Raw genomic sequence first — 26,365 nt, 5'->3', positions numbered from 1 at the left:
GCCCGTGGCCGGCCTAGCCGCGCAGGCTAAAGTGGTGTCGCTGCGTGGGGACGTCAGCGGCGTGCAGCGCGTGCTCGAACGGGCGGTGCGGGGGCATGGTATCGGGGGGAACACGCAACCGCTGCCCCGAGTGCAGCACCACCGTCGCGCGGACAGAGAGGTCCAGCCGCGTATCAAGGCGGATGTGGTCGATTGTGTCGAGCGGGATCGTGACCTTATCCTTGCGCCGCTGCCAGACCAGCGCTTGCGGGGTGAGGCTCAGCCAAGCGATGGGGTTCGTCGCAAGTTCCCATAGCGCGGGCAGGGTGAAGAGGGCGACGATCGCCAGTATCACCGGGGACGCGTCAATCACGACATAGGCCGTGACCAGCGCCAGCCAGACAGCCGCGACCACCAAAGCCGTCCAAAGGCTGCGACCCGCACGCCGGTGGTGGAAGGTGCCCCGCGACGGGACACCTTCGGCGGCATCATGCACCGCGGATACGTGTCAGCATTTCGGTCGTGTCACGCGACAGGCCGGGTTGCGACAGGATGCGGTCCAGCTCTCCCTTGATCATGTTCTGACGGTCAGTGTCATAGCGTTTCCATGTCTGGAAGGCCGAACACATCCGCGCAGTGGTCTGCGGGTTCACCGGATCAAGCTGGATCAGCCAATCGGCAAGCAGACGATAGCCCGCCCCCGAAGCATGGTGGAAGCCTGCGTGATGCGCCGCAAAGGCCCCCAGCACAGCACGGAAGCGGTTGGGGTTCTTCCAGTTGAAGTCAGGGTGTTTGGTCAGCGTCTCGACCACCTCGTGGGCGTCTTCGGGGTCGGCTTCCATCACCTGCAGGCCGAACCATTTGTCCATGACCAGACGGTCCGCTTTCCACTGTGCCTCGAAGGCCTCCACAGCCTTGTTGCCGCGACCGGCGCGGACCAGATTGGCCAACGCGGAAAGCTGCTGGGTCATATTGTCGGCCGCGTCATATTGCTCTTGCGCGAGCACGCCGTCGTCATTGCGCGTCAGCAGGGACAGGGCGGCATTGGACAAGGCGCGCTTGCCCGCCTGTTTCGCGTTAGGCTCGAACGGGGCGTCGACGGTGTGGCGGCGATAAAGCGTCGGCAACAGATCGGCAAAGGCGTCGGCCATCGCGGCGCGGGTCGCCTCGGTCGCCGCATAGATGATGTCGGGGTCTGGGGTGTCGCCTGCCTCTGACAGCGCGCGCGCCAGATCGGATTGCGACGGCAGCCCCAGCATCAGCGCGCGATACGCCGGATCAAGGGTTTCATCCCCGATCACCGCGCGGATACCGGCCAGCCAATCCTTGTTCGGGGCCTTGCCCTCGCGGATCATCCCAAGCAGCGAGCCATAGGCCAGCATGCGCCCCTGTTCCCAACGGTTGAACGGATCGGTGTCATGGGCCAGCAGATGCGCGCGGTCTGCGTCCGACAGGTCTTGGGTCAGCACCACCGGTGCCGAAAAGCCGCGCAGCACGGATGCCACAGGGCGCGTCCCCAGATCGTCAAAGACAAAGCTTTGTTCGGCCTGCGTCATTTCCAGCACCGTGGTCTCGTGCACCTCGTCCCCGTCCTGACCGATCAGCCCGACAGCGATCGGCAGCACATAGGGCTGCGGGTCGGCGGTGGCCGCGCTGGCGGGGGTGTGCTGCTTGAAATGCAACGTCAATGTGCCGTGGTCCCAGCTTTCCGTGACCGACAGCTGCGGCGTGCCCGCTTGGGAATACCAGCGCTTGAACTGCCCCAGATCGCGGCCTGTGGTGTCCTCGAACACCTGTAGCCAGTCTTCGATGGTACAAGCCTGCCCGTCGTGGCGATCGAAATAGAGGTCAAGCGCTTTTGAATACGCCGCGTCCCCGACCAGCAGCTTGAGCATGCCAATCACCTCGGCCCCTTTTTCATAGACCGTGGCGGTGTAGAAGTTGTTGATTTCCTGAAAGCTCTCGGGGCGCACGGGGTGGGCCAGCGGGCCTTGGTCCTCGGGGAACTGGCGGGCGCGCAGGTCGATCACGTCACCGATCCGCTTCACCGCGGCAGAGCGCATGTCAGAGGTAAACTGGCTGTCGCGATAGACCGTCAGCCCTTCCTTCAGGCAAAGCTGAAACCAATCACGGCAGGTGATGCGGTTGCCGGTCCAGTTGTGGAAATACTCATGTGCGATGATCGCCTCGATCCGTTCAAAGTTCATATCGGTCGAGGTTTCGGGCGACGCGAGAACGGCGGAGGAGTTGAAGATGTTCAACCCCTTATTCTCCATCGCGCCCATGTTGAAGTCATCCACGGCAACGATGTTGAACAGATCAAGATCGTATTCACGGCCATAAACGTCCTCGTCCCATTTCATACTGTCTTTCAGCGCCTGCATGCCAAAGGCGCATTTGCCTTCGTCACCGGGGCGCACATAGAGGTTCAGGTCAACCTTGCGGCCTGATTTCGTGGTGAAGCTGCCGGGGTGTGCGACCAGATCGCCCGCGACCAGAGCAAACAGGTAGGCAGGCTTGGGCCAGGGATCATGCCATTCGGCGGTATCCTTGCCGCTGCTGACGGGGTTGCCGTTGGACAGCAATACCGGATGTGGTCCGTTGATGGTCACGGTAAACACCGCCATCACATCGGGGCGGTCGGGGTAATAGGTGATCTTGCGAAAGCCTTCCGCCTCGCATTGGGTGCAATACATGCCGTTCGACATATAAAGCCCCTCAAGAGCGGTGTTGCCCATCGGGTCGATCTCTACCTCCGCTTCCCAGACGAAGGGCGCGTCCGGCACGTCACACGTCAGCCCCTGGGGCGTCACCTCGGGCGAGACGGGCGTGCCATCAATCATGGCCGAGACAAGCGACAGGTTCTCCCCGTGCAGAAAGAACGACTTGTCGCTTGCATCGGGGTTGGGGCGAAAGGAGATACGGCTTTTGACGCGGGTCTTGCGCGGGTCCAGATCGAAATGCAGCGCGACATCGTCGATGATAAAGCCATAAGGCGTGTAGTCGGCCAGATATATCGTCTGGGGGGCAGCGTCGCGCATGTTTTTTCCTTCTGTTTGGAACCAGATGTCCAGCGCTCAAGTTAGTCTTGCAACACGGCACCTGCAAGGTCGCCACCCGAGAAGATCAACTTTCACCGAACCCATCGGAGGGCATCATGTCTGCACCCGACACAAATATCGACAAACAAGAGAAACAGCACAAACCCGCGCTGCTTGGCGTTAAAGGCGCGATGATTTTCGGCATCGTGATTACGGCCATTCTTGGCTTCATCCTGATCGACAACGGTCGCGAAGACCGTCAGCCCGCTGCCGAAGAAGGCACGCAGGCCATCACCACTGACAGCACCGTCCCCGCGGTGACCGAGGAAGACACAAGCGGCGCAACACAGGCGGACGATACCAACGCAGCGCCTGTTGATCCCGTCGCACCGGGGACAAACGAAAGCAACTGAGTTTTATAAGCGCTTTTAACGATTGAAGATTTAATGATTTGGACGGCAGGCTTTGGTAACAAGGCCTGCCGTTTTTTTATGATGATAAGGATTATCCGGGGGGTAAGGCGCAATGGCGAAAATGCGCAGGAAATCAGATCTGCCGACCAAAATATGCCAAAGCTGCGGGCTGCCCTTTAGCTGGCGTCGCAAGTGGGCGCGCGATTGGGAGACGGTGAAATACTGCTCTGACCGATGCCGTAGGGCGCGGGGGGCCGCTAGCGCTCAGTAGGGGCTGCATTGGTAAGATGTTTTTACCAATACATGTTGCTCCACGGGGGGATACCTTCTAAGTCTTGTCGCAAAGCAAATTCCACGCCAGCGACAGGAGCTATGAGATGACACAGCGTACCGACAAAAACGGCCTTCAGGTTGCCGCCGAACTGGTTGATTTTATCGAGGGTGCAGCACTGCCCGGCACCGGCATCGATGCGGGAACGTTCTGGGCGGGGCTCAGCGATCTGGTACATGACCTTGGCCCCAAGAACCGCGTGCTGTTGCAGACCCGCGCAGACATGCAGGTCAAGATCGACAGCTGGCACAAGGAACGGGCCGGCCAGCCTCATGATGCGGACGCCTACACAAGCTTTCTACGCGAGATCGGGTATCTGGTGCCCGAAGGCCCCGCGTTCGAGATTGACACGAAAGGCGTCGACCCTGAAATCGCACAGGTGCCTGGCCCGCAGTTGGTGGTGCCGATCACCAACGCCCGCTTTGCCCTGAACGCCGCCAATGCGCGGTGGGGCAGCCTGTATGACGCCTATTACGGCACCGACGCTTTGGGTGATCTGCCGCAGGGCAAGGGATACGATGCGGACCGTGGTGCACGGGTTGTGGCGCAGGCCAAGGCGTTTCTGGATGACGCGGTGCCGCTGGCGTCAGGCAGTCACGCGGATGTAACGGGGTATGCCGTGGTTGACGGCGCGCTGATCCCTGCGTTGAAAGATCCGGCGCAGTTTGTCGGCTACCGTGGGGACGCAGCCGCGCCCGAGGCGATCTTGCTGCGCAACAACGGGCTGCACATCGAGATCCGGATCGACTCCGCGCATAACATTGGCAAGACCGATCCGGCAGGCGTGGCGGATGTGCTGCTGGAATCCGCGATGTCCACGATCATGGATTGTGAAGACAGCGTTGCCGCCGTGGACGCCGAAGACAAGGTCGTGGCCTATGGGAATTGGTTGGGGCTGATGAAAGGCGATCTGTCGGAAACCTTCGAGAAGGGCGGCCAGCAGGTCACGCGCGAGATGCACGGGGATCGCGACTATACCGCGCCAGACGGCAGCGCGCTGACGGTCAAGGGGCGGTCGCTGATGCTGGTGCGCAATGTCGGCCACCTGATGACCAACCCTGCCATTCTGGACCGCGACGGGCGCGAGATTGGCGAAGGGCTGATGGATGCCATGGTCACCACGCTGATCGCGATGCACGATCTGCAAAAGACCGGGGGCATGCGCAACTCGGTCGCGGGATCGGTTTATGTGGTTAAGCCCAAGATGCACGGGCCCGAGGAAGTGGCCTTTGCCGATGAGATATTTACCCGCGTGGAAACCGTGCTGGGTCTGCCTGCCAATACGGTCAAGCTGGGCATCATGGATGAGGAGCGCCGCACCTCGGTCAACCTGGCGGAGTGTATCCGCGCGGCCAAATCGCGCGTGGCCTTTATCAACACTGGCTTCCTCGATCGTACCGGCGACGAGATCCACACCTCTATGGAGGCAGGGCCGATGGTGCCCAAGGGCGAGATGAAAAATGCCCCCTGGATCAGCGCCTATGAGGATCGCAACGTTGATATCGGTCTGGCCTGCGGCCTGCAGGGACGTGCCCAGATCGGCAAGGGCATGTGGGCCATGCCCGATATGATGGAGGCAATGCTGGAGGCCAAGATCGGTCACCCCAAGGCGGGTGCGAACTGCGCTTGGGTGCCATCGCCCACGGCCGCCACACTGCACGCGATGCACTACCACAAAATCGACGTGCTGGCGCGTCAGGATGAGATCAAACAGGGCGGGGCCCGTGGCACGCTGGCCGATTTGCTGACCATTCCTGTACTGGACGGGCGTAACCTGTCGGACGCGGATATCGCGCAGGAGGTTGAGAACAACGCCCAAGGCATCCTTGGCTATGTTGTGCGATGGGTCGATCAGGGTGTGGGCTGCTCGAAGGTGCCAGACATCCATGACGTCGGCCTGATGGAAGACCGCGCGACCTGCCGCATCTCGGCTCAGGCGCTGGCGAACTGGCTGCACCACGGGGTGATCTCGGAAGAGCAGGTCACGGCGGCTCTCAAGAAGATGGCCGCTGTTGTGGACCGGCAGAATGCGGGCGATCCGCTGTATCAGCCTATGGCACCGGGTTTTGACGGCATCGCCTTTCAAGCGGCCAGCGATCTGGTGTTGAAAGGGCGCGTGCAGCCGTCGGGTTATACCGAACCTGTCCTGCATGCCCGCCGGTTGGAACTGAAAGCCGCGCAGGGCTGAGTTTGAAGTTTCGGAAAGGGCGAGGGGCCAGCCCCTCGCGCTCCCCGGAGTTTAGTTGGCAAAATGAAGGAATAGTGAGGATAGCATGGCAGTCACATTAGAGCAGGCGCGGACGATGATCGCCGAGACGTTCAAGAAGGGGCATGAGCTGGGGCTGAAGCCCTTGTCGGCAGTGGTGCTTGATGCGGGCGGCCACGTGCAAGCCTTCGAGCGGGAAGACGGTGCCGCACCGGGGCGTTTCGGGATCGCCCACGGCAAAGCCTATGGTGCGGTGATGCTGGGGATGGCAGGGCGCGCGCAGATGGCGCGGGCCGAACAGCAGGCCTATTTCATGGCGGCAGTGAACGGTGTGTACGGCGGGGCGGTGGTGCCTGTGCCGGGCGGCTTGCTGCTGCGCGATGACGCCGGTGTGGTGATTGGCGCGCTGGGCGTGACGGGGGATACCTCGGACAACGACGTCAAGGCAGCGCTGGCAGGGATCGAAGCGGCAGGGCTGAAAGGCGAGGAATAACGCCCGCTTTGGGGTGTTGAGGTCGGATTGAGGACGCGGTAGGCTTTGAGCGAAATCAAACTCTGAGGCTGAATATGGCGCGTCCTGTTGTTGGTATTGTCGGAAACACCAGCCTGTTGAACGATCAATATCCGATCCACGCCGCCGGCACGATGAACACCATCGCGGTGGCGCAGGTATCGGGCTGTTTGCCCCTGATCATCCCGAGTGACCCGTCGCTTGTGTCGGTGGAAGAGCTGTTGGAGACCTGCGACGGCTTTTTGCTAACGGGCGGGCGGCCCAATGTGCACCCCGAGGAATACGGCGAACCCGCGACCGAGGCGCATGGCACCTTTGACCGTGCGCGCGACGCTATCGCCCTGGGGCTGGTGCGCGCCTGCGTTGAACGCGGGCAGCCGTTCTTTGGTGTCTGCCGGGGGTTCCAAGAGGTGAATGTCGCCATGGGTGGCACGCTTTACCCCGAAATCCGTGAGCTGCCCGGCCGTATGAACCACCGTATGCCCCCCGATGGCACGATGGAGCAGAAGTTCGAGCTGCGCCACGACGTGACCTTTACCCAAGGGGGCGTCTTCCACGAGGTCTTAGGGGCCCCGAAGGTGCGGACGAATACCTTGCACGGGCAGGGGATCAAGGCGGCGGGGCCGCGCGTGGTGATCGACGGTTTTGCCGAAGACGGCACGCCAGAGGCGATATATATCAAGGACGCGCCGGGGTTCACCCTTGCCGTGCAGTGGCACCCCGAATGGGACGCGGGCAATGATCCGGTGTCGCGTCCCCTGTTCGAACGCTTTGGTGCGGCGGCGCAGGCCTGGGCGGACAGCAGGCATCAGCGAATGTTGAAATCCGCCTGACAGGTTACCCCGACAGCGTGATGCGCGGCACATGCAAGGGGCCTGACCTTGCTAGATAGCGGGCGGTCAGCGTGTCGATCTTCTGCCAGAGGAAATCCGGCGGCGCGGCAGATCTTGGCTGCGCTGCGCGTGGTTTGCCCGCGTGCTGGGGGTGCCGTTTGCGGCAGCTTTGAAAAGCGACGGCGCTTGGGGGCGGGGCTATCGGGTATGTGATCTTGTGCATGAGGCGACCTTAGCCGCCCCAAAGTTAACAAATCATGACCGGTGGGGGATTACATTTCGCCGCCGGTGACCTGGATGCATTGGCCATTGATGCTTTGCGACCCCGGACCGGTGAGCCATGCGGCCGCGGCTGTGACCTCGGACACCTCGATCAGACGCTTGTGCGGGTTAGAGTTGACCATGATCGCGCGCGCTTTTTCTTCCGAGATACCAGCACGTTCCGAGATCGACGCCGTATTGCGCGACACGATGGGCGTGTCGACATAGCCGGGGCAGATCGCGTTGAACGTATAGGGTTGCCCCAGATAATCCGCCGCCAGCGATTTGACCAAGCCGATCATCCCGTGTTTCGACGCCGAATAGGCCGCCGCCCCGGGAAGCCCCTTCAGGCCCGCCATCGAAGAGATCGCGATGACGCGGCCCCAGTCGGTATCGCGCATGGTTTTCAACGATTCGCGGATGGTCAGAAAAGCACCGTCGAGATTGGTCGACATCATATTGCGCCAGAATTCCATATCGGTCTTATGCACGGCCTTGCCCTCGGCGATGCCGGCGTTGGGGATGCAGATCTGGATCGGACCGTGGGCTTTGACGGCGGCGGCGATCTTGGCGACCACGTCTTCCTCGCTGCGCACGTCCATTGCCATGCCGGTCATGTTATCGCCTGCGACCTCGTCCAGCACCTCTTGGCGTCGGCCTGTGATGGTCACATGTGCGCCCCGTGCGGCCAGATCCCGCGCGATGTCCAGCCCGATGCCGGTGCCGCCGCCCGTGATCAGCGCGTGTTTTCCCTGTAGGTCCATTCTGCTCTCCCTTATGAAATGGATCATCATGGGCGGCATGCTGTCGGCAGCAGGGGGCAGGCGCAAGGGCGCGCGGGTTTTCACGCAACGTCGTAAACCTAAAAATCGGGCTGTTAGCGCTATTGACGCTGCAAAACGCTGTTCTAATTATGTCCGTCTCTTGTACTATAGGAACCCAAGCGCTATCGCTCTGGGTAATATTATTGCGCCACACTGGGCGTAGAAGCACAAACGGGGGACTCTGGATTGAAGATCGGGACGCCAAAAGAAACATTTGAAGGGGAAAATCGCGTTGCGATGACTCCGGAATCAGCGTTGCAGCTGCAAAAGCTTGGTCATAGCTGTATGATCGAAGCTGGCGCAGGCGAGGCGGCTGGTTTTTCCAACGATAAATATGTCGAAGCCGGGGTAGAGGTGATCGACACGGCGGCCGAGCTTTGGGAGACGGCGGATGTCGTGGCCAAGGTCCGCGTACCCAACACCGAAGAAATGGCGATGCTGCGGTCCGACCAGACGCTGATCTCTTTCTTCAGCCCTGTGGCCGATGAGGCCAAGATGAAAGAGGCGGCCGAGAAAGGCACCACTGTCGTCGCGATGGAGATGATCCCCCGGATCAGCCGCGCGCAGAAAATGGATGCGCTGTCGTCCATGGCGAACATCGCGGGCTACCGTGCGGTGATCGAGGCAGGCAACAACTTTGGGCGGTTCTTCACCGGCCAGATCACGGCGGCGGGCAAGGTGCCTCCGGCGAAGGTTCTGGTTGTCGGTGCCGGTGTTGCCGGTCTGGCCGCGATCGGGACGTCCACATCCCTTGGCGCGATCACGCTGGCCTTTGACGTGCGTCCTGAAGTGGCCGAACAGGTTGAATCGATGGGGGCCGAGTTTGTCTACCTCGATTTCGAGGAAGAGCAGCAGGACGGCTCTGCCTCCGGTGGCTATGCCTCTGTTTCCTCGCCTGAATTCCGCGAGGCACAGCTGGCCAAATTCCGCGAGCTGGCCCCCGAGGTCGACATCGTCATCACCACTGCGTTGATCCCCAACCGCGAAGCGCCTGAGCTGTGGACCGAAGATATGGTCGCAGCGATGAAGCCCGGGTCGGTGATCGTCGATCTGGCGGCGGAAAAGGGCGGCAACTGCAAGTTGACCAAGATGGACGAGAAAATCGTGACCGAGAATGGCGTGACCATCATCGGCTACACCGATTTCCCCAGCCGAATGGCAACGCAGGCCTCGACGCTTTATGCGACCAATATCCGTCACCTGATGACCGATCTGACGCCGGAAAAAGACGGTGTGGTCAACCACAACATGGAAGACGACGTGATCCGTGGGGCGACCATCACCCATGACAAGGAAGTCACCTTCCCACCGCCGCCACCGAAAGTGGCAGCGATTGCGGCGGCTCCGAAGAAAGACAAGCCGAAAGAGCTGACAGCCGAAGAGAAACGCGCCAACGAAGTGGCGGCCTTCAAGACGCAAACCCGCAATCAGGTCGGCCTGCTGGCCATCGGTGGCGTGCTGCTGTTGGCGGTAGGTCTGGTCGCGCCGGCCAGCTTTATGCAGCACTTTATCGTATTCGTGCTGTCCGTGTTTATCGGCTTCCAGGTGATCTGGGGTGTGGCACACAGTCTGCACACACCGCTGATGGCTGTGACCAATGCGATTTCGTCGATCATCATTCTGGGGGCGGTCATGCAGATCGGGTCCGGGTCGTTCCTGGTGATTATTCTGGCCGCGCTGTCGGTCTTTATGTGCGGGATCAACATCTTTGGTGGCTTCCTCGTGACACGGCGCATGCTTGCCATGTTCCAAAAATCGTAAAGGGTTCAGGTAAATGGATTTTGGTTTTACAACAGCGGCTTACGTAGTCGCCGCCATCCTCTTCATCCTCAGCCTTGGCGGGCTGTCGGGGCAGGAAAGCGCCAAGCGAGCGGTATGGTACGGGATCGTGGGCATGGCTTTGGCCGTGGCTGCGACATTGATCGGGCCGGGGGCCGGCTTCTGGCTGCTGTCGCTGATCCTGATCGCGGGTGGCGGTGCCATCGGCTATCAACTGGCGACAAAAGTGCAGATGACGCAGATGCCCGAACTGGTTGCCGCGATGCACAGCCTTGTGGGTCTGGCGGCGGTCTTCGTCGGCTATAACGCGCATATCGAACTGGGCAACGTGCTGGCGATGGATGACACCGCCCGCAAGGCGACCGAAGGGTTCGCAGCGCTGCTGGCCAAGAAAGACAGCGTCGAGATCGCGATCCTGCGGGTCGAACTGTTCCTTGGTGTGTTCATCGGTGCCATCACCTTTACTGGGTCGGTCATCGCCTATGGCAAGCTGGCGGGGCGCGTGGATACGTCGGCGACAAAACTGCCCGGCGGTCACATCCTGAACGCAGCGGCTGCTGGCTTGTCGCTGCTGTGTCTGGTCTGGTACTTCAACACCGGTGGCTTCCTGCCGCTGTTCATCATGACCCTGGCGGCGCTGTTTATCGGCTACCACCTGATCATGGGTATCGGCGGCGCGGATATGCCCGTGGTTGTGTCGATGCTGAACAGCTACTCTGGCTGGGCTGCGGCGGCGATTGGTTTCTCGCTTGGCAACGATCTTCTGATCGTCGTGGGGGCGCTGGTCGGCTCGTCTGGTGCGATCCTGTCCTACATCATGTGTAAAGCGATGAACCGGTCGTTCGTCAGCGTGATCCTCGGCGGCTTCGGCGGGACATCCGGTCCGCAGATGGAGGTCGAGGGCGAGCAGGTTGCGATCGACACCGACGGTGTTGCCACCATGCTGAACGAGGCCGACAGCGTCATCATCATCCCCGGTTACGGCATGGCGGTCGCTCAGGCGCAGCAAGCAGTCAGCGAGCTGGTCAAGAAGCTGCGGGCAAAAGGCAAGAACGTGCGTTTCGCCATTCACCCCGTTGCGGGGCGTCTGCCGGGTCACATGAACGTGCTGCTGGCCGAGGCCAAAGTGCCCTATGACATCGTGATGGAAATGGACGAGATCAACGATGATTTCCCGTCAACCGACGTGGCGATCGTGATCGGGTCCAATGACATCGTGAACCCTGCCGCACAGGACGACCCCAACAGCCCCATCGCCGGTATGCCGGTTCTGGAATGCTGGAAGGCCAAGAACGTCATCGTGTCCAAACGCGGGCAGGGGACAGGCTATTCCGGCATCGAGAACCCGCTGTTCTTCAAGGACAACACGCGGATGCTTTACGGCGACGCCAAGGCGAGCCTCGATAAGCTGCTGCCGCTGATCGACTGATCACACGACAGACGACAAACCAAGGGGCGGTGCAGCAATGCGCCGCCCCTTTTGCTTTTGGGGCGAAGGCAGTGGAACTCAAGCCGGTGGCACGTGTTGAATTGTCATATAGGAGGATTTGAATATGAAGTTTTCGCGCACCAGCCCCTCGACCGGCCCCGGTTCCCCTGAAGTGACCGGTTTTTACGATGACGATACCGGCAGCATTCAATATCTGGTGGCGGATCCGGCGACCGCCAAGGCGGCGGTGATCGACGTGGTTCTGGGCTTCAGCCCACAAAGTGCGGCGACTGACACGCAGCATGTCGATACCATCCTGCGCCACGCGGAAGCCGCGGGCTACGAGATCGAATGGATCCTCGACACCCACCCCCATGCGGACCATCTCATGGCCTCGCACGTGCTAAAACAGCGGTTGAACAAGCCCAATGCCATCGGGGCAAAGGTGACAGAGATCGCAGAGCTCTGGCGTGACTATTACAACATGCCCGACGCCTTTGATCCCGCCGCCGATTTCGACCACCTGTTCGAGGATGGCGATACATTCACCATTGGCGAGCTGCCCGTGCGGGTGATGCTGTCGCCGGGGCATACGTTGGGGTCGATCACCTATGTTGTAAGCTCTGACGCGGCTTTTGTGCATGACAGCTTTATGCAGCCCGATGTGGGTACTGCGCGCGCCGATTTCCCGGGTGGCACCGCGGCTGAACTCTACCAGTCCCTGCAGGATATCCTTGCCCTGCCGGATGCCACGCGTCTGTTCATCGGCCATGACTATGGCACCGAGTATCGCAGCCAACCCAAGTGGGAATCCACCGTGGCCGAACAACGCCGGCACAACGCCCATATTGGCGGTGGCGTGTCGCAGCAAAGCTTTGTCGACCAGCGCGAGGCGCGGGACAAAACCCTCGCGCTGCCCGACCGGATGCTGCATGTCTTGCAGATGAACCTTCGGGCAGGGCGCTTGCCGGAGGCGGAAGATGACGGTCACGCTTACCTCAAGATACCGGTCAACCGGTTCTGAAACGGGTCCGGTATTCCGCGGTATACGGTTAACCCTATGAAAGATAAGTGAAATATCACTAGGCGAATGGCGGTGGTCACGATAGACTGCTTTGATTGACCCCTTGTAGAAAGCCCGCATCGTGCCCGCCCTCGACGATCACCCTCTGCGCTATACGCTCAATAGCGAGCTGCACGCCCGCCCGTTCCCCTCGCTCACCGCGCCCCATGTTGCGGCCTATCTGGCCGTGCGCCCATTGGGGGAGGCCGCGCGGCGGGACCGCTCTGTCGATCTGCAACAGCTCCGTGATCTCTTGGCCCATTATGGTGCGCCGCTACCCGCCGAGGACGCGACCCATTATTTCGGCCCGATGGGAAAATACACGCTGAAGTGGGAGCAGCATACCGAGTTCGTGACCTATACGGTGTTTCTGGATCAGCTCGGCCAGCGCCCCTTTGATCCGGCAGAGTTTGATGTCTTCCCGCAGGATTGGCGCGCGGGCCTGAACGCGCAGCGGATCACCTCTATTCTGCTGCGGCTGGTGCCCCGTCCTCAACAGGACGCGCAGATCGCCGAGGCGTTGCAAGACTGGTTCGTCCCCGAAAGCCTCGCCGTGGCATCGGTGCTTGAAGATGCTGCCGTCATCGCCAGCGATTTCCGTATCGACCCCGCGGGCCACATGCGCATGGCGGTCTTTGCCAGCGAAGGCACGGGCAGCCGCCGCTTGGGCCGCATCGTGCAACGTCTGTGCGAGATAGAGACCTATAAATCCATGTCGATGCTCGGCTTTGCCAAGGTGCGCGAATTCGCTGGGCAGTTGGACCGTATCGATGCAGAGCTGAATGATCTGATGGCGGGTATGGCAGGCACCTCTGCCATGGCCGAAGACACGCTGCACCGGCTGCTGGATATCTCTGTCGGGCTAGAGGCGCTTTCGGCGGATGCGTCTTACCGTCTGGGCGCGACAGAGGCGTATCAAGCCATCGTCGCACAGCGGATCGGAGCCCTGCGCGAAACACGGTTCATGGCGCGACAAGGGTTTGATGAATTCATGATGCGCCGCTACGAGCCTGCGATGCGTACGGTCACATCCTCGGAAACACGGCTCAATAAAATGTCCGCCCGCGCCAGCCGCGCGGCCGAATTGTTGCGGACACGGGTTGATGTGGAACGATCCGCGCAAAATCAGGCGATACTGGCAAGCATGGACAAACGCTCTGACCTGCAACTGCGCTTGCAACACACGGTCGAAGGGCTGTCCGTGGTCGCGATCAGCTATTACGCGGTGTCGCTGGTGGGCTATATGCTCTACCCGCTGGCCGACCGTATCGGGGTCAGCAAGGGCACGCTCACGGCAGTGACCGTCCCGGTGGTGGTGCTGCTGGTCTGGGGGCTGCTGCGCCGCCTGCGCCACAAGATCAAATAGGGTCAACTGCCCGCCGGGGTGGCACGCAGGAAGGCATGCATCGCCAGCACGCCGACACCGATCATCACAATCGCAAGGATCGCGGCAAGGGACAGAGTGGGCACGCCGGACAATCCGGCCCCCAGCGTGCAGCCGCCCGCCAGTACACCGCCCACACCCATCAGCGCTGCTCCGGTCAGATAGCGGCCCGTCTGGGCGGGTGTCTCGAAACTTTGCCAGCCAAAGCCGCCAAAGATCAGGCTCGACGCGCAGGCCCCCAGGGCCACGCCCCCCAAAAGCCCGACGCCAAAGCCCGCGGGGATCGAACTGCTGGCCACCACCCAGAACAGCGCATCGGCCGAAGGAGAGGTGAACGACAGGCTTTCCATCGCGATAGGGTCGAATGCGTCAAACAGTATAAACCCCGTCCCGACCCAGGCCAGCGGGACCAGCAGGCCAATCATCGCCGCCATCACCAGATGGGTCCAGCGGTTGCCCGATCGCAGCGCCACGGCAAGGGCCGCCACCACGATCAGCCCGCCCCACAGCATCACCCCCCCGGGCAGGGCGGCAAGGCTGACGTAATCGCCAAGCCCAAGCGTCACACTGCCAAGCGCCACGCGCATCGGAGCCAGCACGCCTTTCAACGTGGCATGGGCCACAACGGCAAAGACAACCACGACCAAGGCCGCGCGCAAATTGCCGGAGCCCGCCAGAATGGTCAGCCGAGAGATACAGCCCCGCGTCAACACCATCCCCGCGCCAAAAAGCAGCCCGCCGATGCCAATCGCCAGATAGGGCACATCCGGCACCATAAAGCGGTGTTCGGCAAAGCTGATCCAGCCCATGGCGACCGCGACCTGCGTCCCCAGCACGGCAAAGGCCAGCGCTGTCAGCCAGACCCCTTTTGCGGCGCGCCGATCCTCGCCAATCAGTGAGCGGCGAAAACAGAATTTGGTGATCTGCCCGAGGATGCCAAAGATCACCCCAATCGCCAGCGCGAACCAGACAGCCGCCTGTTGCGGTGTGGTGGTCTCGAAACCGAATTGTTCAAACATCCCCGTGATCCCCTTGACGACAGCACGACAGTTCCCTGACGCGGAAACCGCCTAAGTTCAAGCCTTTTGCGCCCCCACGACAAAGGGAGGCCGCAGCCCCCCTTCATCCTTTCTCAAATACTCAAACCCGACAGACGCCCCAAAAGGCGACGGGCCGATCCGGATCACCGTCCGCGCAACCGCGGGTCCAGCGCGTCACGTAGCCCGTCGCCCAGGTAGTTCACGCTCAGCACGGTCAGCGAGATCGCGACGCCGGGCAGGATCACCCGCTCGGGGAATTCCTGCATCCTTGACACGGCATCGGACAAGAGCTTGCCCCATGTCGGATAGTCCGACGGGAAGCCGACGCCCAGAAAGCTCAGCGCGCTTTCGGTTATGATGGCGGTCGCCAGTCCCAACGTGGCCGAAACCATGATCGGAGAGATGACGTTGGGCAGAAGGTGCTTGCGGATGATCTTGCCCGACCGCGTCCCGATGGACCGCGCGGCGAGGATGAACTCGCGCTCTTTCAGCGCCAGAATGTCGCCGCGCACGATCCGCGCGGTCTGCATCCATGACGTTAGCCCGATGATGCCGACGATCAGGATGAACATCCCGCCTTCGGGGCCAAACCGTGCGTTGAGCGGTTGGCGGAACAGGGTCACCGCCAGCAGCGTCAGCGGCAGGATCGGCAGCGACAGAACCAGATCGGTAAAGCGCATCAGCCAGAAATCGAGCCGTTTGAAATAGCCCGAGATGACGCCGATGGCCGAACCGATGACCAGCGCCAGTCCCATGGCCAGCCAGCCCACCGCCATAGACACACGCCCGCCGGCGATCATCTGTGCCATGATATCACGGCCCAGCTGGTCGGTGCCAAAGGGATGTGCCCAACCGGCCTTGGCCTCGCTGTCGAACAGCAGTTGATACACGGGGCGCCAGTTCTTGTTGCGGATATCCAACGCCTTGGGGTCGACATCCCAAAGGTAGGGGCCGAACAACACCGCGAGGGTGATGAACAGCAGGAAGCCTCCGCCAAAGACAGCGCCCTTGTGCTTGCGGAACTGCTGCCAGACGTCGATCCACTGGCTGCGCGGCGGCTTTTGCGGCTCTTTATCGACCAGCGCGCCATAGAGTTCGATGTCGGCCTCGATCGGGCTTGCGGGGGTGGCTTGCTCAGTCATAGCGGATCCTTGGGTCAAGCAGGCCGTATAGAACATCGGCAATCAGGTTGAATAGAACGATGAGGATGGCGAAGATAAAGGTCAGCGTCATCACCATCGGCAGGTCGTTGGCAAAAAGCGCGGTCAGCAGCAGCTGCCCGATACCATTCACCTTGAACACATTCTCGGTAATGATCGCGCCGCCAAAGATCGCGGGCATGCCAAGGGCAATCACCGTGACCACTGGGATCATCGAGTTACGCAGCACGTGGACCAGAACGACCGATTTCTCGCGCAGCCCCTTGGCGCGGGCGGTGCGCACATAGTCCTGGTTCAGGTTGTCCAGCATCGCGCCGCGCATATAGCGGCTGATCTGCGCGGTGGTTTGCAGCGCCAGCACCATCACGGGCATGATCATCTGCATGAACTGGAATTTGAAGCTCTCCCAGTCGGTCACCACATGGGTCGTGTCATAGATCGACGGCAACCACCCCAACGAGACCGAGAAAATCACGATCAGCAGCGGCCCGGTGAAGAAGGGCGGGATCGAAAAGCCGATCATCGTGACAAAGGTGCCCGCTTGATCGAATAGAGAATAGTGGCGGTAGGCCGAATAGATGCCAATCGGGATCGCGATCAGGATGCCCACGATATAGCTAAGCCCAACCACCCAAAGCGTCTGCGGCATCCGCTGGATCACGATATCCATGATCGGGCTGCGGGTCTGCCAGCTGATCGCACGCTGTACGGGACGCACAGCGCCAGTGTCGGGGTCAATGAAGGTCGACAGGCTGGTGTCGGGCAGCCAGCCCAGCAGGAAGCTATCGCGGGTGGCCCAGTCGATGAAGACCTGCGGTTCAACCCAGAAGAACTGGATCAGCCATTTATAGTATTGCACATAGATCGGCTGCCCGAGGCCAAGCGCCTCGCGCATTTTCTGTTTTACCTCTGGTGGGACTGTCAGCGGCACCTGGGCCATCGGATCGCCGGGGGCCAGTTGCAACAGCAGGAAGATTACCAGGCTGATAAACAAAAGCGTTGGTATCGACAAAAGTAGTCGACGAATGGTGAAGGTCAGCATGCACAGCGCCTTTGCAAGTCGGTCTAGGGGAGGGGAAGCATGTCAAAATCGAAGGGAGGCGCGATTTCGCACACATTCACACAGGCATCAAGTCATGAGGAGCACGCGCGCTGCGTGCTCCTCTGAGCTTGGGCGTGATTATTCTTTCACGCGGTACCAGTCGGCGGCATTCCACAGTTCGGAATCCCATGTGTTCAGGATCACGCCGCCCAGAGTGTTGGACGCAGCGGAAACCCGACCACGGTCGACCAGCGGAACGATGGTCATCGTGTCACGTGTGATGATGTTGTTCAGCTGCTTGGCGATCTCGCCGCGCTTGTCCAACTCGCCCGTGCGCGACAGTTCGTCCAGCAACGCGTCATATTCTTCGTTGCAGAAACGGTTGATGTTCTCACCCTGCCACTGGCTGGACGGCTTTGGCTCGTTGCCACAGCGATAGGCAGACAGGTAAGCCTGCGGATCGGTGCCGTCAAAGTTGTTCGCGTACATTTCGACGTCGGCATAGAACTTTTGGAAAGTATCGGGCGAACCGGGGTCGCCCCCAAAGAAGACCGACGCATCAAGGTTGCGCAGTTCGACTTCGACACCGATCTGGTTCCACCAGTCTTTGATCAGCGCCTGGAAATCCTGACGGACAGCGTTGGTCGAGGTCTGGTACAGCAGGGACAGTTTTTCACCGTCTTTGTCGCGGATGCCGTCGCCATTGGTGTCGGTCCAGCCGGCTTCTTCCAGCAGGGCTTTCGCGCCTTCCAGATCCTGCGTCAGACATTCGGTATTGTCGGAGGCATACAGCTCGGGCGCGGGCACGAGGTTACAGGTCGCGCGACCCGCCTGGCCATAGCCAACTTCGACCAGCAAAGGACGGTCGATCGCCATGGACAGCGCCTTGCGGACCTTAAAGTCGGACAGGATCGGATGCGGATGCGCCACGGTGGAGCGTTCGCCCTCTGGCAGGTCCGGCGATGGGTCTGTCAGGTTCATCTCGATCCGTTCGACCAATGTCCCGAATGCCGAGATCGCCTGACCCTTGCCGCCTTCGGCCATTTTCGCCAGCACATCAGGGGCCAGCTGCATGTTCCAGGCATAGTCGTATTCGCCGGTTTCCATCACCGCACGACCCGCGGCATTCGCATCACCACCGCCCTTGAGGGTCAGTGTCGCGAACGCAGGTTTGCTGGGGTCACGGTAGTTGGGGTTGGCTTCCATCTGGATCACGTCATTGGGACGGAAATCTGTCACGCGGAACGGGCCGGTGCCGATGGGGTTAAAGTTGGCTTCGGTACATTCGGGGGCTTTCGCGCCCAGGCAGTCCTTGAACTGCGCGGCCTGAATGATCGGTGATTGCGCGCCCATGAACGGGCCATAAGGGTTTGGCTTGGCGTCGGTGAAATGAACAGTAACCGTCAGATCATCCACGATATCGATGCTTTCAACGCCATCGAACTTCGACGCCTGCGCGCAGCCGCCTTCGGGGTGCATACAGTATTCAGCGGTGAATTTCAGATCCGCCGAGGTCACCGGCGTGCCGTCGGACCAAACCAGGCCCTCTTTCAGCTTCCAGGTGATGGATTTCAGGTCTTCGGCCACGCCGCCGTTTTCAACGGTGGGAATCTCGGTCGCCAGATAGGGGACCAACGCGCCGGTTTCGTCATAGCGGCCCATAGGCTCCAGCACGAGGCTCGCCGCCTCGAGGTCTTTTGTGCCGCCCGACAGATAGGGGGTCATGATCGAGGGCGCTTGCCAGTAGATAACTTTCACCTCGCCGTCGCGTCCACGCTCGCCCTCGTGGGCGGCGCCGAATGCGGCGGGGGCAATCGCTACCGAAGCCGCGGCTCCCAGTAACAGGGTTTTCATGTTCATAGCTTACTCCTTGTTGGACACCGTTGGTTTTTTGAGGTGCCTTTTTTTATGGTCTGTCTTTTCTGGCAATGCCAAAAACGTCAATCTTGATCACGGCCGGGGGCAGGGTGCTGCGACAGACAGGGATGCCCGCCAAAACGCCCGTTTTTCCAGCCACGCCAATAACGTCGAAGCATCGAAACAGGTTTGAAAAAAAATGCAAGCCTCCAAAGCAGCGGATGTTAGCGGTCCCTTGGACCGATTTGACACCAGATGACGAAGTGCCTTAGCGTCGTCAAATTGATTAAACGAGAAGCGCTGGAAAATACCATGCTAGACGAGGCAACGCCGACACCAATCGCGCAAATTCAAGAGCTTAGGGTCGAATTTCAAACCCAGGACGGTCCCGTTCTAGGTGTGGAGAACGTCAGCTTTGACATCAATGCGGGTGAAACTGTCTGCGTTGTGGGCGAATCCGGCTCGGGTAAATCGGTGTCCTCGCTGTCGCTGATGCGTCTGGTCGAGTTCGGCGGCGGAAAAATTGCGGGTGGGCGCCTATTATTTGAGCGCCAGAACGATCCCGCTGTCGATTTGGCGCGCACAGATCAGGATGTGATGCGCGATATTCGCGGCAATGAGATCGGGATGATCTTTCAGGAACCGATGACAGCGCTGAACCCGGTCTTTACCGTCGGTCGCCAGCTGACCGAAGGGCTACGCCTGCACAAGAATATGTCCAAGGCGCAGGCAGAGGCCCGCGCGCTGGAGCTTCTGACCCAGGTCCGCATCCCCGAACCGGCCCGCCGTCTTGCACAATACCCGCACGAGCTGTCGGGCGGGATGCGCCAGCGTGTGGTGATCGCCATGGCGCTGGCCTGTTCGCCGCGCCTGCTGATCGCGGATGAACCCACCACCGCGCTGGATGTGACCATTCAGGCCGAAATCCTCGCGCTGATCGACCGCTTGAAACGCGAGACCGGCACCGCCGTCATGTTCATCACCCATGACATGGCCGTTGTCGCCCAGATGGCCGATCGCGTCGTTGTCATGTTCCGCGGTAACAAGGTCGAAGAAGGCACGGTCGAGGAAATCTTCGAGAATCCCCAACACCCCTATACCAAGGCGTTGCTGGCCGCCGTCCCCAAGCTGGGTGAGATGCGCGGCAAACCCTATCCCGAACCGATGAAACTGCTCGGAACTGCGGAGAAAGAGATCAAACCCATCAAGGGCACAGAGGAAACGCTGCTGACGGTCAAGAACCTGACCACGCGCTTTCCGGTGCAGGGCGGCTTCCTGCGCCGCACCGTCGCCAATGTCCATGCGGTCGAGGACCTGTCGTTTACCATCAACAAGGGCCAGACGCTAAGCCTTGTGGGGGAATCCGGCTGCGGGAAATCTACGGCGGGGCGGTCCTTGCTGCGGCTGGTCGAACCCCAATCGGGCGAGGTTAACCTCGATGGCAAAGACATCATGGCACTGGATGCACGTGGCCTGCACAAGGCGCGACTGGACATGCAGATGATCTTTCAGGACCCGTTTGCCTCGCTCAATCCGCAGATGCAGCTGTCGGATCAGGTGGCCGAACCGATCCACAATTATGGCACGCTCAAGGGGGCCGAGCTGACCAAGCGCATCGAGATGCTGTTTGACCGTGTGGAACTGCCGCGCAGCTTCATGCGCCGCTTCCCGCACGAGCTGTCAGGCGGTCAGCGCCAGCGCGTCGCCATAGCGCGGGCCTTGGCGCTGAACCCCAAGCTGATCGTCGCGGATGAAGCCGTGTCGGCGCTAGATGTGTCGGTACAAGCGCAGGTGGTCAATCTGATGCTGGAGCTGCAAGCGGAAATGGGGCTGTCCTTCCTGTTCATCAGCCACGATATGGCTGTGGTCGAACGGGTCAGCCACCACGTCGGCGTGATGTATCTGGGCCGGATCGTGGAAATGGGCACGCGGTCGCAGGTGTTTGAAAACCCGCAGCACCCCTATACGCAGGCCCTGATGAAAGCCGTCCCCATCGCCGATCCTCGGCGTCGCAAAAAGGAAAGCGAGCTGAACTTCAAGCCGATCCCGTCCCCGATCCATCCGACAAGCTATGTCGCGGAACCCTCTGTTTACAAAACCGTATCCCCCGGCCATCAGGTCTTGATCACCGATAGCGGATACTAAAGGACCACATAAATGACTGCGCGCATGACCCCGTTCGAGCTGATGGAAAAACTCGTCAGCTTTCCCACTGTGTCGCGGGATACGAATATCCCGCTGATCGACTGGGTGGCCGATTACCTTGAAAGCCACGGCATCGCGTCCCATCGCTATATCCACCCCGATCAACCCAAACATGCGCTTTTCGCCCATGTGGGCCCGTGGGAAGAGGGCGCGGTGGTCCTGTCGGGGCATACCGATGTGGTGCCGGTGGACGGCCAGCCCTGGGACAGCGACCCTTTCACCGTGGTTGAACGGGACGGGCGCTATTACGGGCGCGGCTGCTGCGACATGAAGGGCTTTGATGCGCTGGCCATCTGGGCACTGGTAGAGGCACATTACGCCGACGTGCAACGCCCGCTCCAGATCGCGCTCAGCTTTGACGAGGAAATCGGCTGCACCGGTGCCCCTCCGATGATCGAGGCGATGCAACCGGTGTTGCCCAAGGGGGCGCTGGTGATCGTGGGGGAACCCTCGACCATGCAGGCCGTTACAGGCCACAAGGGCGGCACGGGCTTCAACACCCATGTGGTCGGCTTCGAGGTGCATTCCTCGCTCCTGCACACAGGCGTCAACGCGATCATGGCGGGGGCCAAGCTGATCGAATGGGCCAATGAGGTGAACACCGAGAACATGGCCCGCAAACCCAGCGAGCTTGCCGCGATGTTCAACCCGCCCTTTACCACCGCCCATGTGGGCGTGATCTCGGGCGGGACAGCGCATAATATCACCGCCAAGGATTGCCACTTCGCCATGGATTTCCGCGTCGTGCCGGGCGAAGACAAAGACGCCTGGGGCACCGCCTATCTGGAGAAGGTGCGCGAGGTCGAAAAGCAGATGCAAGAGGTCGTCCCCGAAACCTATATCGAGGTCACCCCCCGTTTCGACGTCCCCGCACTACAACCCGAAAAAGACGGGCTGGCCGAAACCTTCGTGCGCCAGATCACCGGCGACAATGCCAGCCACAAGGTCTCCTACGGGACCGAGGCCGGACAGTTCCAGGAAGCCGGATATAGCGCGGTGATCTGCGGCCCCGGCGATATCGCACAGGCGCACCAGCCCAACGAATATATCGAAGTCGCGCAATTCGAGGCCGGCCATACATTCATGCGCGACCTGCTTGACCGTTTGAAATGACACAGCGCAGCGGCCCCCTTCTTCCAAATGGCATCACATCCCGGGGGAGGGGCCGCAGCGCGGCACCGGGGGCTGGCCCCCGATCCAGGCCTGCTTTGCCCGCGACGCCCACGCAATATAAAGTCTGACCCATGCAGCCTTTCCCGATCCATACGACCACCCCCGTCACCTATCCCGGCCCCCAGCCAGCCACGTCGGATATCGTTGTTATCGGCGGCGGGATCATCGGGGTCTGCACGGCGCTGTTCCTCGCCCGGGAGGGTCACTCGGTCACCTTGCTGGAAAAGGGTCGCATCGCCGCTGAACAATCCAGCCGCAACTGGGGGTGGATCCGGCAACAGGGGCGCGACCCTGACGAGATGCCGATCATGGCCGAGGCGCAGGCGCTCTGGCGCGAACTTGCGGGGCAAACGAACGTGGATATCGGGCTGCGGCAGGGCGGCATTGCCTATCTGGCGCAAAGGCCGACACAGCTTGCGGGCTACGAAGACTGGCTGCCCCATGCGCGGGCCAATGGCGCGGACAGCCGGATGATGACGGCGGCCGAGGTCTCCGCCATGTTCCCCGGCCTTGCGACACCTCAGATCGGCGCGCTGATCACGCCGTCGGACATGCGGGCGGAGCCTTGGGTCGCGGTGCCCGCTCTCGCCGGTATCGCCGCGCGAGAGGGCGTTCAGATCATCGAGAATTGCGCCGTGCGCTGCCTGGATATCGCGGCGGGGCGGGTTGCCGGGGTGATCACGGAACAGGGGCGTATCGCGTCTTCGCAGGTGGTGCTGGCAGGTGGCGCTTGGTCGGCGCTGTTCCTGCGCAATCACGGTATCTCTATGCCGCAGCTGTCGGTACGCGAAAATGTGGCGGCGACCGAAAGCTTGCCTGAAATTTACGCAGGGGCGGTGTCGGACGGGCGGGTCGCGTTCCGGCGGCGCGAGGATGGCGGCTATACGCTGGCCCCTCCCGGCGCGCCCGAGCTTTTTGTGGGCCCTGACGCCTTTCGCGCCTTGCCCCACTACCTGACCCAGTTGCGCGCCGATCCCTTTGGTCAACGGCTTCACCCTTTTGCACCCAAGGGCTTTCCCGATGCCTGGACGACCAAGCGGCGCTGGCAGGCCGATACCCCATCCCCATTCGAGGCGATGCGCATCCTTAACCCCACGCCCAATATGGCCAAGATCCGCCGCCTGCTGCGTGATTTTTCAGCAATGTTTCCCGAGCTGGGGCCGATAAAGCTGAAATCTGCCTGGGCGGGGATGATCGACACCATGCCTGACATTGTACCTGTCGTGGATACTGTGGCAGCACTGCCGGGGCTGACCATCGGCACGGGCATGTCGGGGCACGGCTTTGGTATCGGGCCGGGCATGGGCCGCGTTCTGGCGCGTCTGGCCACGGGGCAAAGCGCCGGGCACGACCTGACCCGCTTTCGCCTTGCACGTTTCACCGATGGCAGCCCGATGATCCTGGGCCCGAACGTCTAGACACATAAAGGAACGCACGCGATGCCGATCAAGAACCGCTTTGCCGAAACCCATGCCGACATCACCGCGTGGCGGCGTCACCTGCATACGATCCCCGAACTGCAATTCGATCTGCCGCAGACCGCGGCTTTCGTCGAAGAGAAGCTACGCAGCTTTGGCATCACCGATATCACCACCGGCGTGGCGCAAAGCGGCATCGTCGCGGTGATCGAGGGCAAGACCAATGCCTCGGGGCGCAGCATCGGCTTGCGCGCGGATATGGACGCTCTGCCCATCACCGAGGCGACGGGGCTTGAGTATGCCTCCAAAACGCCGGGCAAGATGCATGCCTGCGGCCATGACGGGCACACCGCGATCCTGCTGGGGGCCGCGCAATATCTTGCGGAAACGCGCAATTTTGACGGGCGGGCGGTGCTTATCTTCCAACCCGCCGAAGAGGGTGGCGGCGGTGGCAACGTCATGGTCGAGGAAGGCCTGATGGAGCGTTGGTCCATCGACGAGGTCTACGGGCTGCACAATATGCCCGGCCATCCCGTCGGTGCATTCGCGATCCGCAGTGGCCCTTTGCTGGCGGCGGCGGATGAGTTCGACATCATCATCACCGGGCAGGGCGGCCATGCCGCAGCCCCGCACGAGGCGATCGATACCAACCTTGCCGCGGCGCATGTCGTTGTCGCGTTGCAATCCATCGCCGCACGCAACGTTGATCCGATCAAGAATGCTGTCGTGTCGGTCTGTACCCTGCGGTCCGATACCGACAGCCACAACGTCCTGCCGCAAACCGTGCGGCTGCGCGGCACGGTCCGGACGCTGGATGCGGGCATCCGCGATCTGGTGCAGGACCGGCTGGAGGCAGTCGTGACCCACACCTGCGCCGCCCACCAATGCACTGCCGACATCGCTTACGCGCGCGGCTATCCCATCACCGTGAACGCTGACGCGAACACCGCCTATGCCGCTGATGTGGCCGAGAATATCGCCCCCGGTGTGGACCGCGACACGCCGCCGATCATGGCCGGAGAGGATTTCTCGTATATGCTGAACCAGCGCCCCGGTGCCTATATCATGCTGGGCAATGGCGACGGGCCCACCGTCCACCACCCCATGTATAATTTCAACGATGACGCGATCCCCGCAGGTTGTAGCTGGTTCGCGGAAATGATTGAAACAAGATTGCCAGCCTAGCCGCCGGCTTTGCCCGAAAGGGGCGCTGCGCGTTCCCTTTTTTCACAGACTTCAAGGACTTCGAAAAATGCCCGTTAAGAACCGATTTGCCGAATTGCACACCGACATCACCGCATGGCGACGTGATTTGCACGAACACCCCGAGATCCTGTTCGAGACGCATCGCACCTCTGCCACCGTGGCCGAGAAACTGCGCGCCTTCGGCTGTGACGAAGTTGTCGAAGGCATCGGGCGTACCGGTGTTGTCGGCGTGATCAAGGGCAATGCCACCACCTCGGGCAAGGTCATCGGGCTGCGTGCCGATATGGACGCGCTGCCGATCCACGAACAGACGGGGCTGGACTATGCCTCCAAAACGCCCAATGCGATGCATGCCTGCGGCCACGACGGCCACACGGCGATGCTGTTGGGCGCGGCGCAGTATCTGGCCGAGACACGGAATTTTGACGGGACTGTTGTGGTGATCTTTCAGCCTGCCGAAGAGGGCGGCGGCGGCGGGCGCGAGATGTGCAAGGACGGCATGATGGAACGCTGGGGTATTCAGGAAGTCTATGGCATGCACAACTGGCCCGGCATTCCCGCCGGACAATTCGGCATCCGCCCCGGCCCGTTCTTTGCGGCCACCGACCTGCTGGAAATCGAAGTCGAGGGTCTGGGCGGCCACGCGGCCAAACCACACGAGACCATCGATACCGGTGTTGTCACCGCACATATCATCACCGCGCTGCAAACCATCGTCAGCCGGAACGCGGACCCCGTGGGCAATATCGTTGTCTCGATCACCTCGATCGAATCCTCGTCCAAGGCGTTCAACGTGATCCCCCAGCGGGTGAATCTGCTGGGCACCGTGCGCACCCTGTCCAATGACCTGCGCGATCTGGCTGAAAAGCGCGTGACAGAGATTTGCGAAGGCATCGCGGCAAGTTTTGGCGCGACGGCAAAGGTCAAATACGTGCGCAACTATCCGGTGATGGTGAACCACGACGAACAGACTGAATTCGCGGCAGATGTCGCGCGCGGCATCTCGGGGCAATGCGACGAAGCACCTTTGGTCATGGGGGGCGAGGATTTCGCCTTTATGCTCGAAGAGCGCCCCGGTGCCTATATTCTGGTCGGCAATGGCGACACCGCGATGGTGCACCACCCGATGTATAACTTTAACGACGATATCATTCCTGCGGGCTGCAGCTGGTGGGCGGGTATCGCCGAACAACGCATGCCCATCGGCTGA

General features: G+C 61.2%; 22 protein-coding genes. 14 read left to right on the top strand and 8 right to left on the bottom strand.

The window, feature by feature from the left end; all coding sequences use genetic code 11:
• Positions 1-13: 13 nt before the first annotated feature.
• Both ABM428_RS11125 and pepN read right to left on the bottom strand, forming a co-directional pair.
• On the bottom strand, positions 14-475 hold the full coding sequence (locus ABM428_RS11125; protein ID WP_353627937.1) for a hypothetical protein: 462 nt from the start codon (positions 473-475) through the stop codon (positions 14-16).
• Positions 468-3,020, bottom strand: a complete 2,553-nt coding sequence (pepN, locus tag ABM428_RS11120) for an aminopeptidase N (protein ID WP_353627936.1) — start codon at positions 3,018-3,020, stop codon at positions 468-470. Before pepN ends, ABM428_RS11125 begins: the two co-directional genes overlap by 8 nt.
• A 116-nt stretch (positions 3,021-3,136) precedes the next feature.
• On the opposite strand from pepN, the gene ABM428_RS11115 reads away from it, so the two are divergent.
• From ABM428_RS11115 to ABM428_RS11095, 5 genes are all read left to right on the top strand, one after another.
• The gene (locus tag ABM428_RS11115; protein WP_005854072.1) at positions 3,137-3,433 is read left to right on the top strand and encodes a hypothetical protein; all 297 of its coding nucleotides are present in this window, start codon (positions 3,137-3,139) and stop codon (positions 3,431-3,433) included.
• Positions 3,434-3,545: 112 nt separating this feature from the next.
• A complete protein-coding gene (locus ABM428_RS11110; protein ID WP_132997297.1) occupies positions 3,546-3,704 on the top strand; it encodes a DUF2256 domain-containing protein in 159 nt (52 codons plus the stop codon).
• 106 nt (positions 3,705-3,810) lie between these two features.
• Positions 3,811-5,952: a malate synthase G gene (locus ABM428_RS11105; protein WP_132997296.1), complete on the top strand. Its 2,142-nt coding sequence runs from the start codon at positions 3,811-3,813 to the stop codon at positions 5,950-5,952.
• Between the two features lie 85 nt (positions 5,953-6,037).
• Positions 6,038-6,463: a heme-binding protein gene (locus ABM428_RS11100; protein ID WP_005854068.1), complete on the top strand. Its 426-nt coding sequence runs from the start codon at positions 6,038-6,040 to the stop codon at positions 6,461-6,463.
• A 74-nt stretch (positions 6,464-6,537) separates the two neighbouring features.
• Positions 6,538-7,314: a gamma-glutamyl-gamma-aminobutyrate hydrolase family protein gene (locus tag ABM428_RS11095; protein ID WP_132997295.1), complete on the top strand. Its 777-nt coding sequence runs from the start codon at positions 6,538-6,540 to the stop codon at positions 7,312-7,314.
• 4 nt (positions 7,315-7,318) lie between these two features.
• Here the strand turns inward: ABM428_RS11095 and ABM428_RS11090 are convergent, their stop codons facing one another.
• The gene (locus ABM428_RS11090; protein WP_132997294.1) at positions 7,319-7,537 is read right to left on the bottom strand and encodes a hypothetical protein; all 219 of its coding nucleotides are present in this window, start codon (positions 7,535-7,537) and stop codon (positions 7,319-7,321) included.
• A 49-nt stretch (positions 7,538-7,586) separates the two neighbouring features.
• Complete coding sequence (locus ABM428_RS11085; protein ID WP_005854063.1) at positions 7,587-8,339, bottom strand: SDR family NAD(P)-dependent oxidoreductase; 753 nt, start codon at positions 8,337-8,339, stop codon at positions 7,587-7,589.
• A gap of 246 nt (positions 8,340-8,585) precedes the next feature.
• Between ABM428_RS11085 and ABM428_RS11080 the strand changes: the two genes are divergently transcribed.
• The 4 genes from ABM428_RS11080 to ABM428_RS11065 all read left to right on the top strand — a co-directional run bounded on the left by ABM428_RS11080 (position 8,586) and on the right by ABM428_RS11065 (position 14,036).
• Entirely contained in the window at positions 8,586-10,160 is a 1,575-nt protein-coding gene (locus ABM428_RS11080; RefSeq protein WP_005854062.1) for a Re/Si-specific NAD(P)(+) transhydrogenase subunit alpha, read from the top strand.
• 13 nt (positions 10,161-10,173) lie between these two features.
• Positions 10,174-11,607: an NAD(P)(+) transhydrogenase (Re/Si-specific) subunit beta gene (locus ABM428_RS11075; RefSeq protein WP_037944491.1), complete on the top strand. Its 1,434-nt coding sequence runs from the start codon at positions 10,174-10,176 to the stop codon at positions 11,605-11,607.
• A gap of 124 nt (positions 11,608-11,731) precedes the next feature.
• Entirely contained in the window at positions 11,732-12,631 is a 900-nt protein-coding gene (locus tag ABM428_RS11070) for an MBL fold metallo-hydrolase (RefSeq protein WP_132997293.1), read from the top strand.
• A gap of 121 nt (positions 12,632-12,752) precedes the next feature.
• Positions 12,753-14,036: a DUF3422 domain-containing protein gene (locus tag ABM428_RS11065; RefSeq protein WP_353627935.1), complete on the top strand. Its 1,284-nt coding sequence runs from the start codon at positions 12,753-12,755 to the stop codon at positions 14,034-14,036.
• Between the two features lie 2 nt (positions 14,037-14,038).
• Here the strand turns inward: ABM428_RS11065 and ABM428_RS11060 are convergent, their stop codons facing one another.
• From ABM428_RS11060 to ABM428_RS11045, 4 genes are all read right to left on the bottom strand, one after another.
• Positions 14,039-15,073, bottom strand: a complete 1,035-nt coding sequence (locus ABM428_RS11060) for a YeeE/YedE family protein (protein ID WP_132997291.1) — start codon at positions 15,071-15,073, stop codon at positions 14,039-14,041.
• A 164-nt stretch (positions 15,074-15,237) separates the two neighbouring features.
• Positions 15,238-16,236 (bottom strand): ABC transporter permease, encoded by a 999-nt coding sequence (locus tag ABM428_RS11055; protein ID WP_005854057.1) that lies wholly within the window; start codon positions 16,234-16,236, stop codon positions 15,238-15,240.
• On the bottom strand, positions 16,229-17,296 hold the full coding sequence (locus ABM428_RS11050) for an ABC transporter permease (protein ID WP_009824889.1): 1,068 nt from the start codon (positions 17,294-17,296) through the stop codon (positions 16,229-16,231). Before ABM428_RS11050 ends, ABM428_RS11055 begins: the two co-directional genes overlap by 8 nt.
• 138 nt (positions 17,297-17,434) lie before the next feature.
• A complete protein-coding gene (locus ABM428_RS11045; RefSeq protein WP_005854055.1) occupies positions 17,435-19,156 on the bottom strand; it encodes a peptide ABC transporter substrate-binding protein in 1,722 nt (573 codons plus the stop codon).
• A 309-nt stretch (positions 19,157-19,465) separates the two neighbouring features.
• On the opposite strand from ABM428_RS11045, the gene ABM428_RS11040 reads away from it, so the two are divergent.
• The 5 genes from ABM428_RS11040 (at position 19,466) to ABM428_RS11020 (ending at position 26,365) form a co-directional block, all read left to right on the top strand.
• The gene (locus tag ABM428_RS11040; RefSeq protein ID WP_132997290.1) at positions 19,466-21,298 is read left to right on the top strand and encodes an ABC transporter ATP-binding protein; all 1,833 of its coding nucleotides are present in this window, start codon (positions 19,466-19,468) and stop codon (positions 21,296-21,298) included.
• 12 nt (positions 21,299-21,310) lie between these two features.
• On the top strand, positions 21,311-22,471 hold the full coding sequence (gene argE / locus ABM428_RS11035) for an acetylornithine deacetylase (RefSeq protein WP_132997289.1): 1,161 nt from the start codon (positions 21,311-21,313) through the stop codon (positions 22,469-22,471).
• A 131-nt stretch (positions 22,472-22,602) separates the two neighbouring features.
• Positions 22,603-23,949, top strand: coding sequence for an FAD-binding oxidoreductase (locus ABM428_RS11030; RefSeq protein WP_132997288.1), 1,347 nt, complete (start codon positions 22,603-22,605; stop codon positions 23,947-23,949).
• Between the two features lie 21 nt (positions 23,950-23,970).
• The gene (locus tag ABM428_RS11025) at positions 23,971-25,134 is read left to right on the top strand and encodes a M20 aminoacylase family protein (RefSeq protein ID WP_037944485.1); all 1,164 of its coding nucleotides are present in this window, start codon (positions 23,971-23,973) and stop codon (positions 25,132-25,134) included.
• A 67-nt stretch (positions 25,135-25,201) separates the two neighbouring features.
• Positions 25,202-26,365, top strand: a complete 1,164-nt coding sequence (locus ABM428_RS11020) for a M20 aminoacylase family protein (RefSeq protein WP_064215565.1) — start codon at positions 25,202-25,204, stop codon at positions 26,363-26,365.

The organism is Sulfitobacter sp. TCYB15, assembly GCF_040435955.1.
GTDB classification, from domain to species: Bacteria; Pseudomonadota; Alphaproteobacteria; order Rhodobacterales; family Rhodobacteraceae; genus Sulfitobacter; species Sulfitobacter pontiacus.
This window is presented reverse-complemented; position numbering and strand designations above follow the sequence as displayed.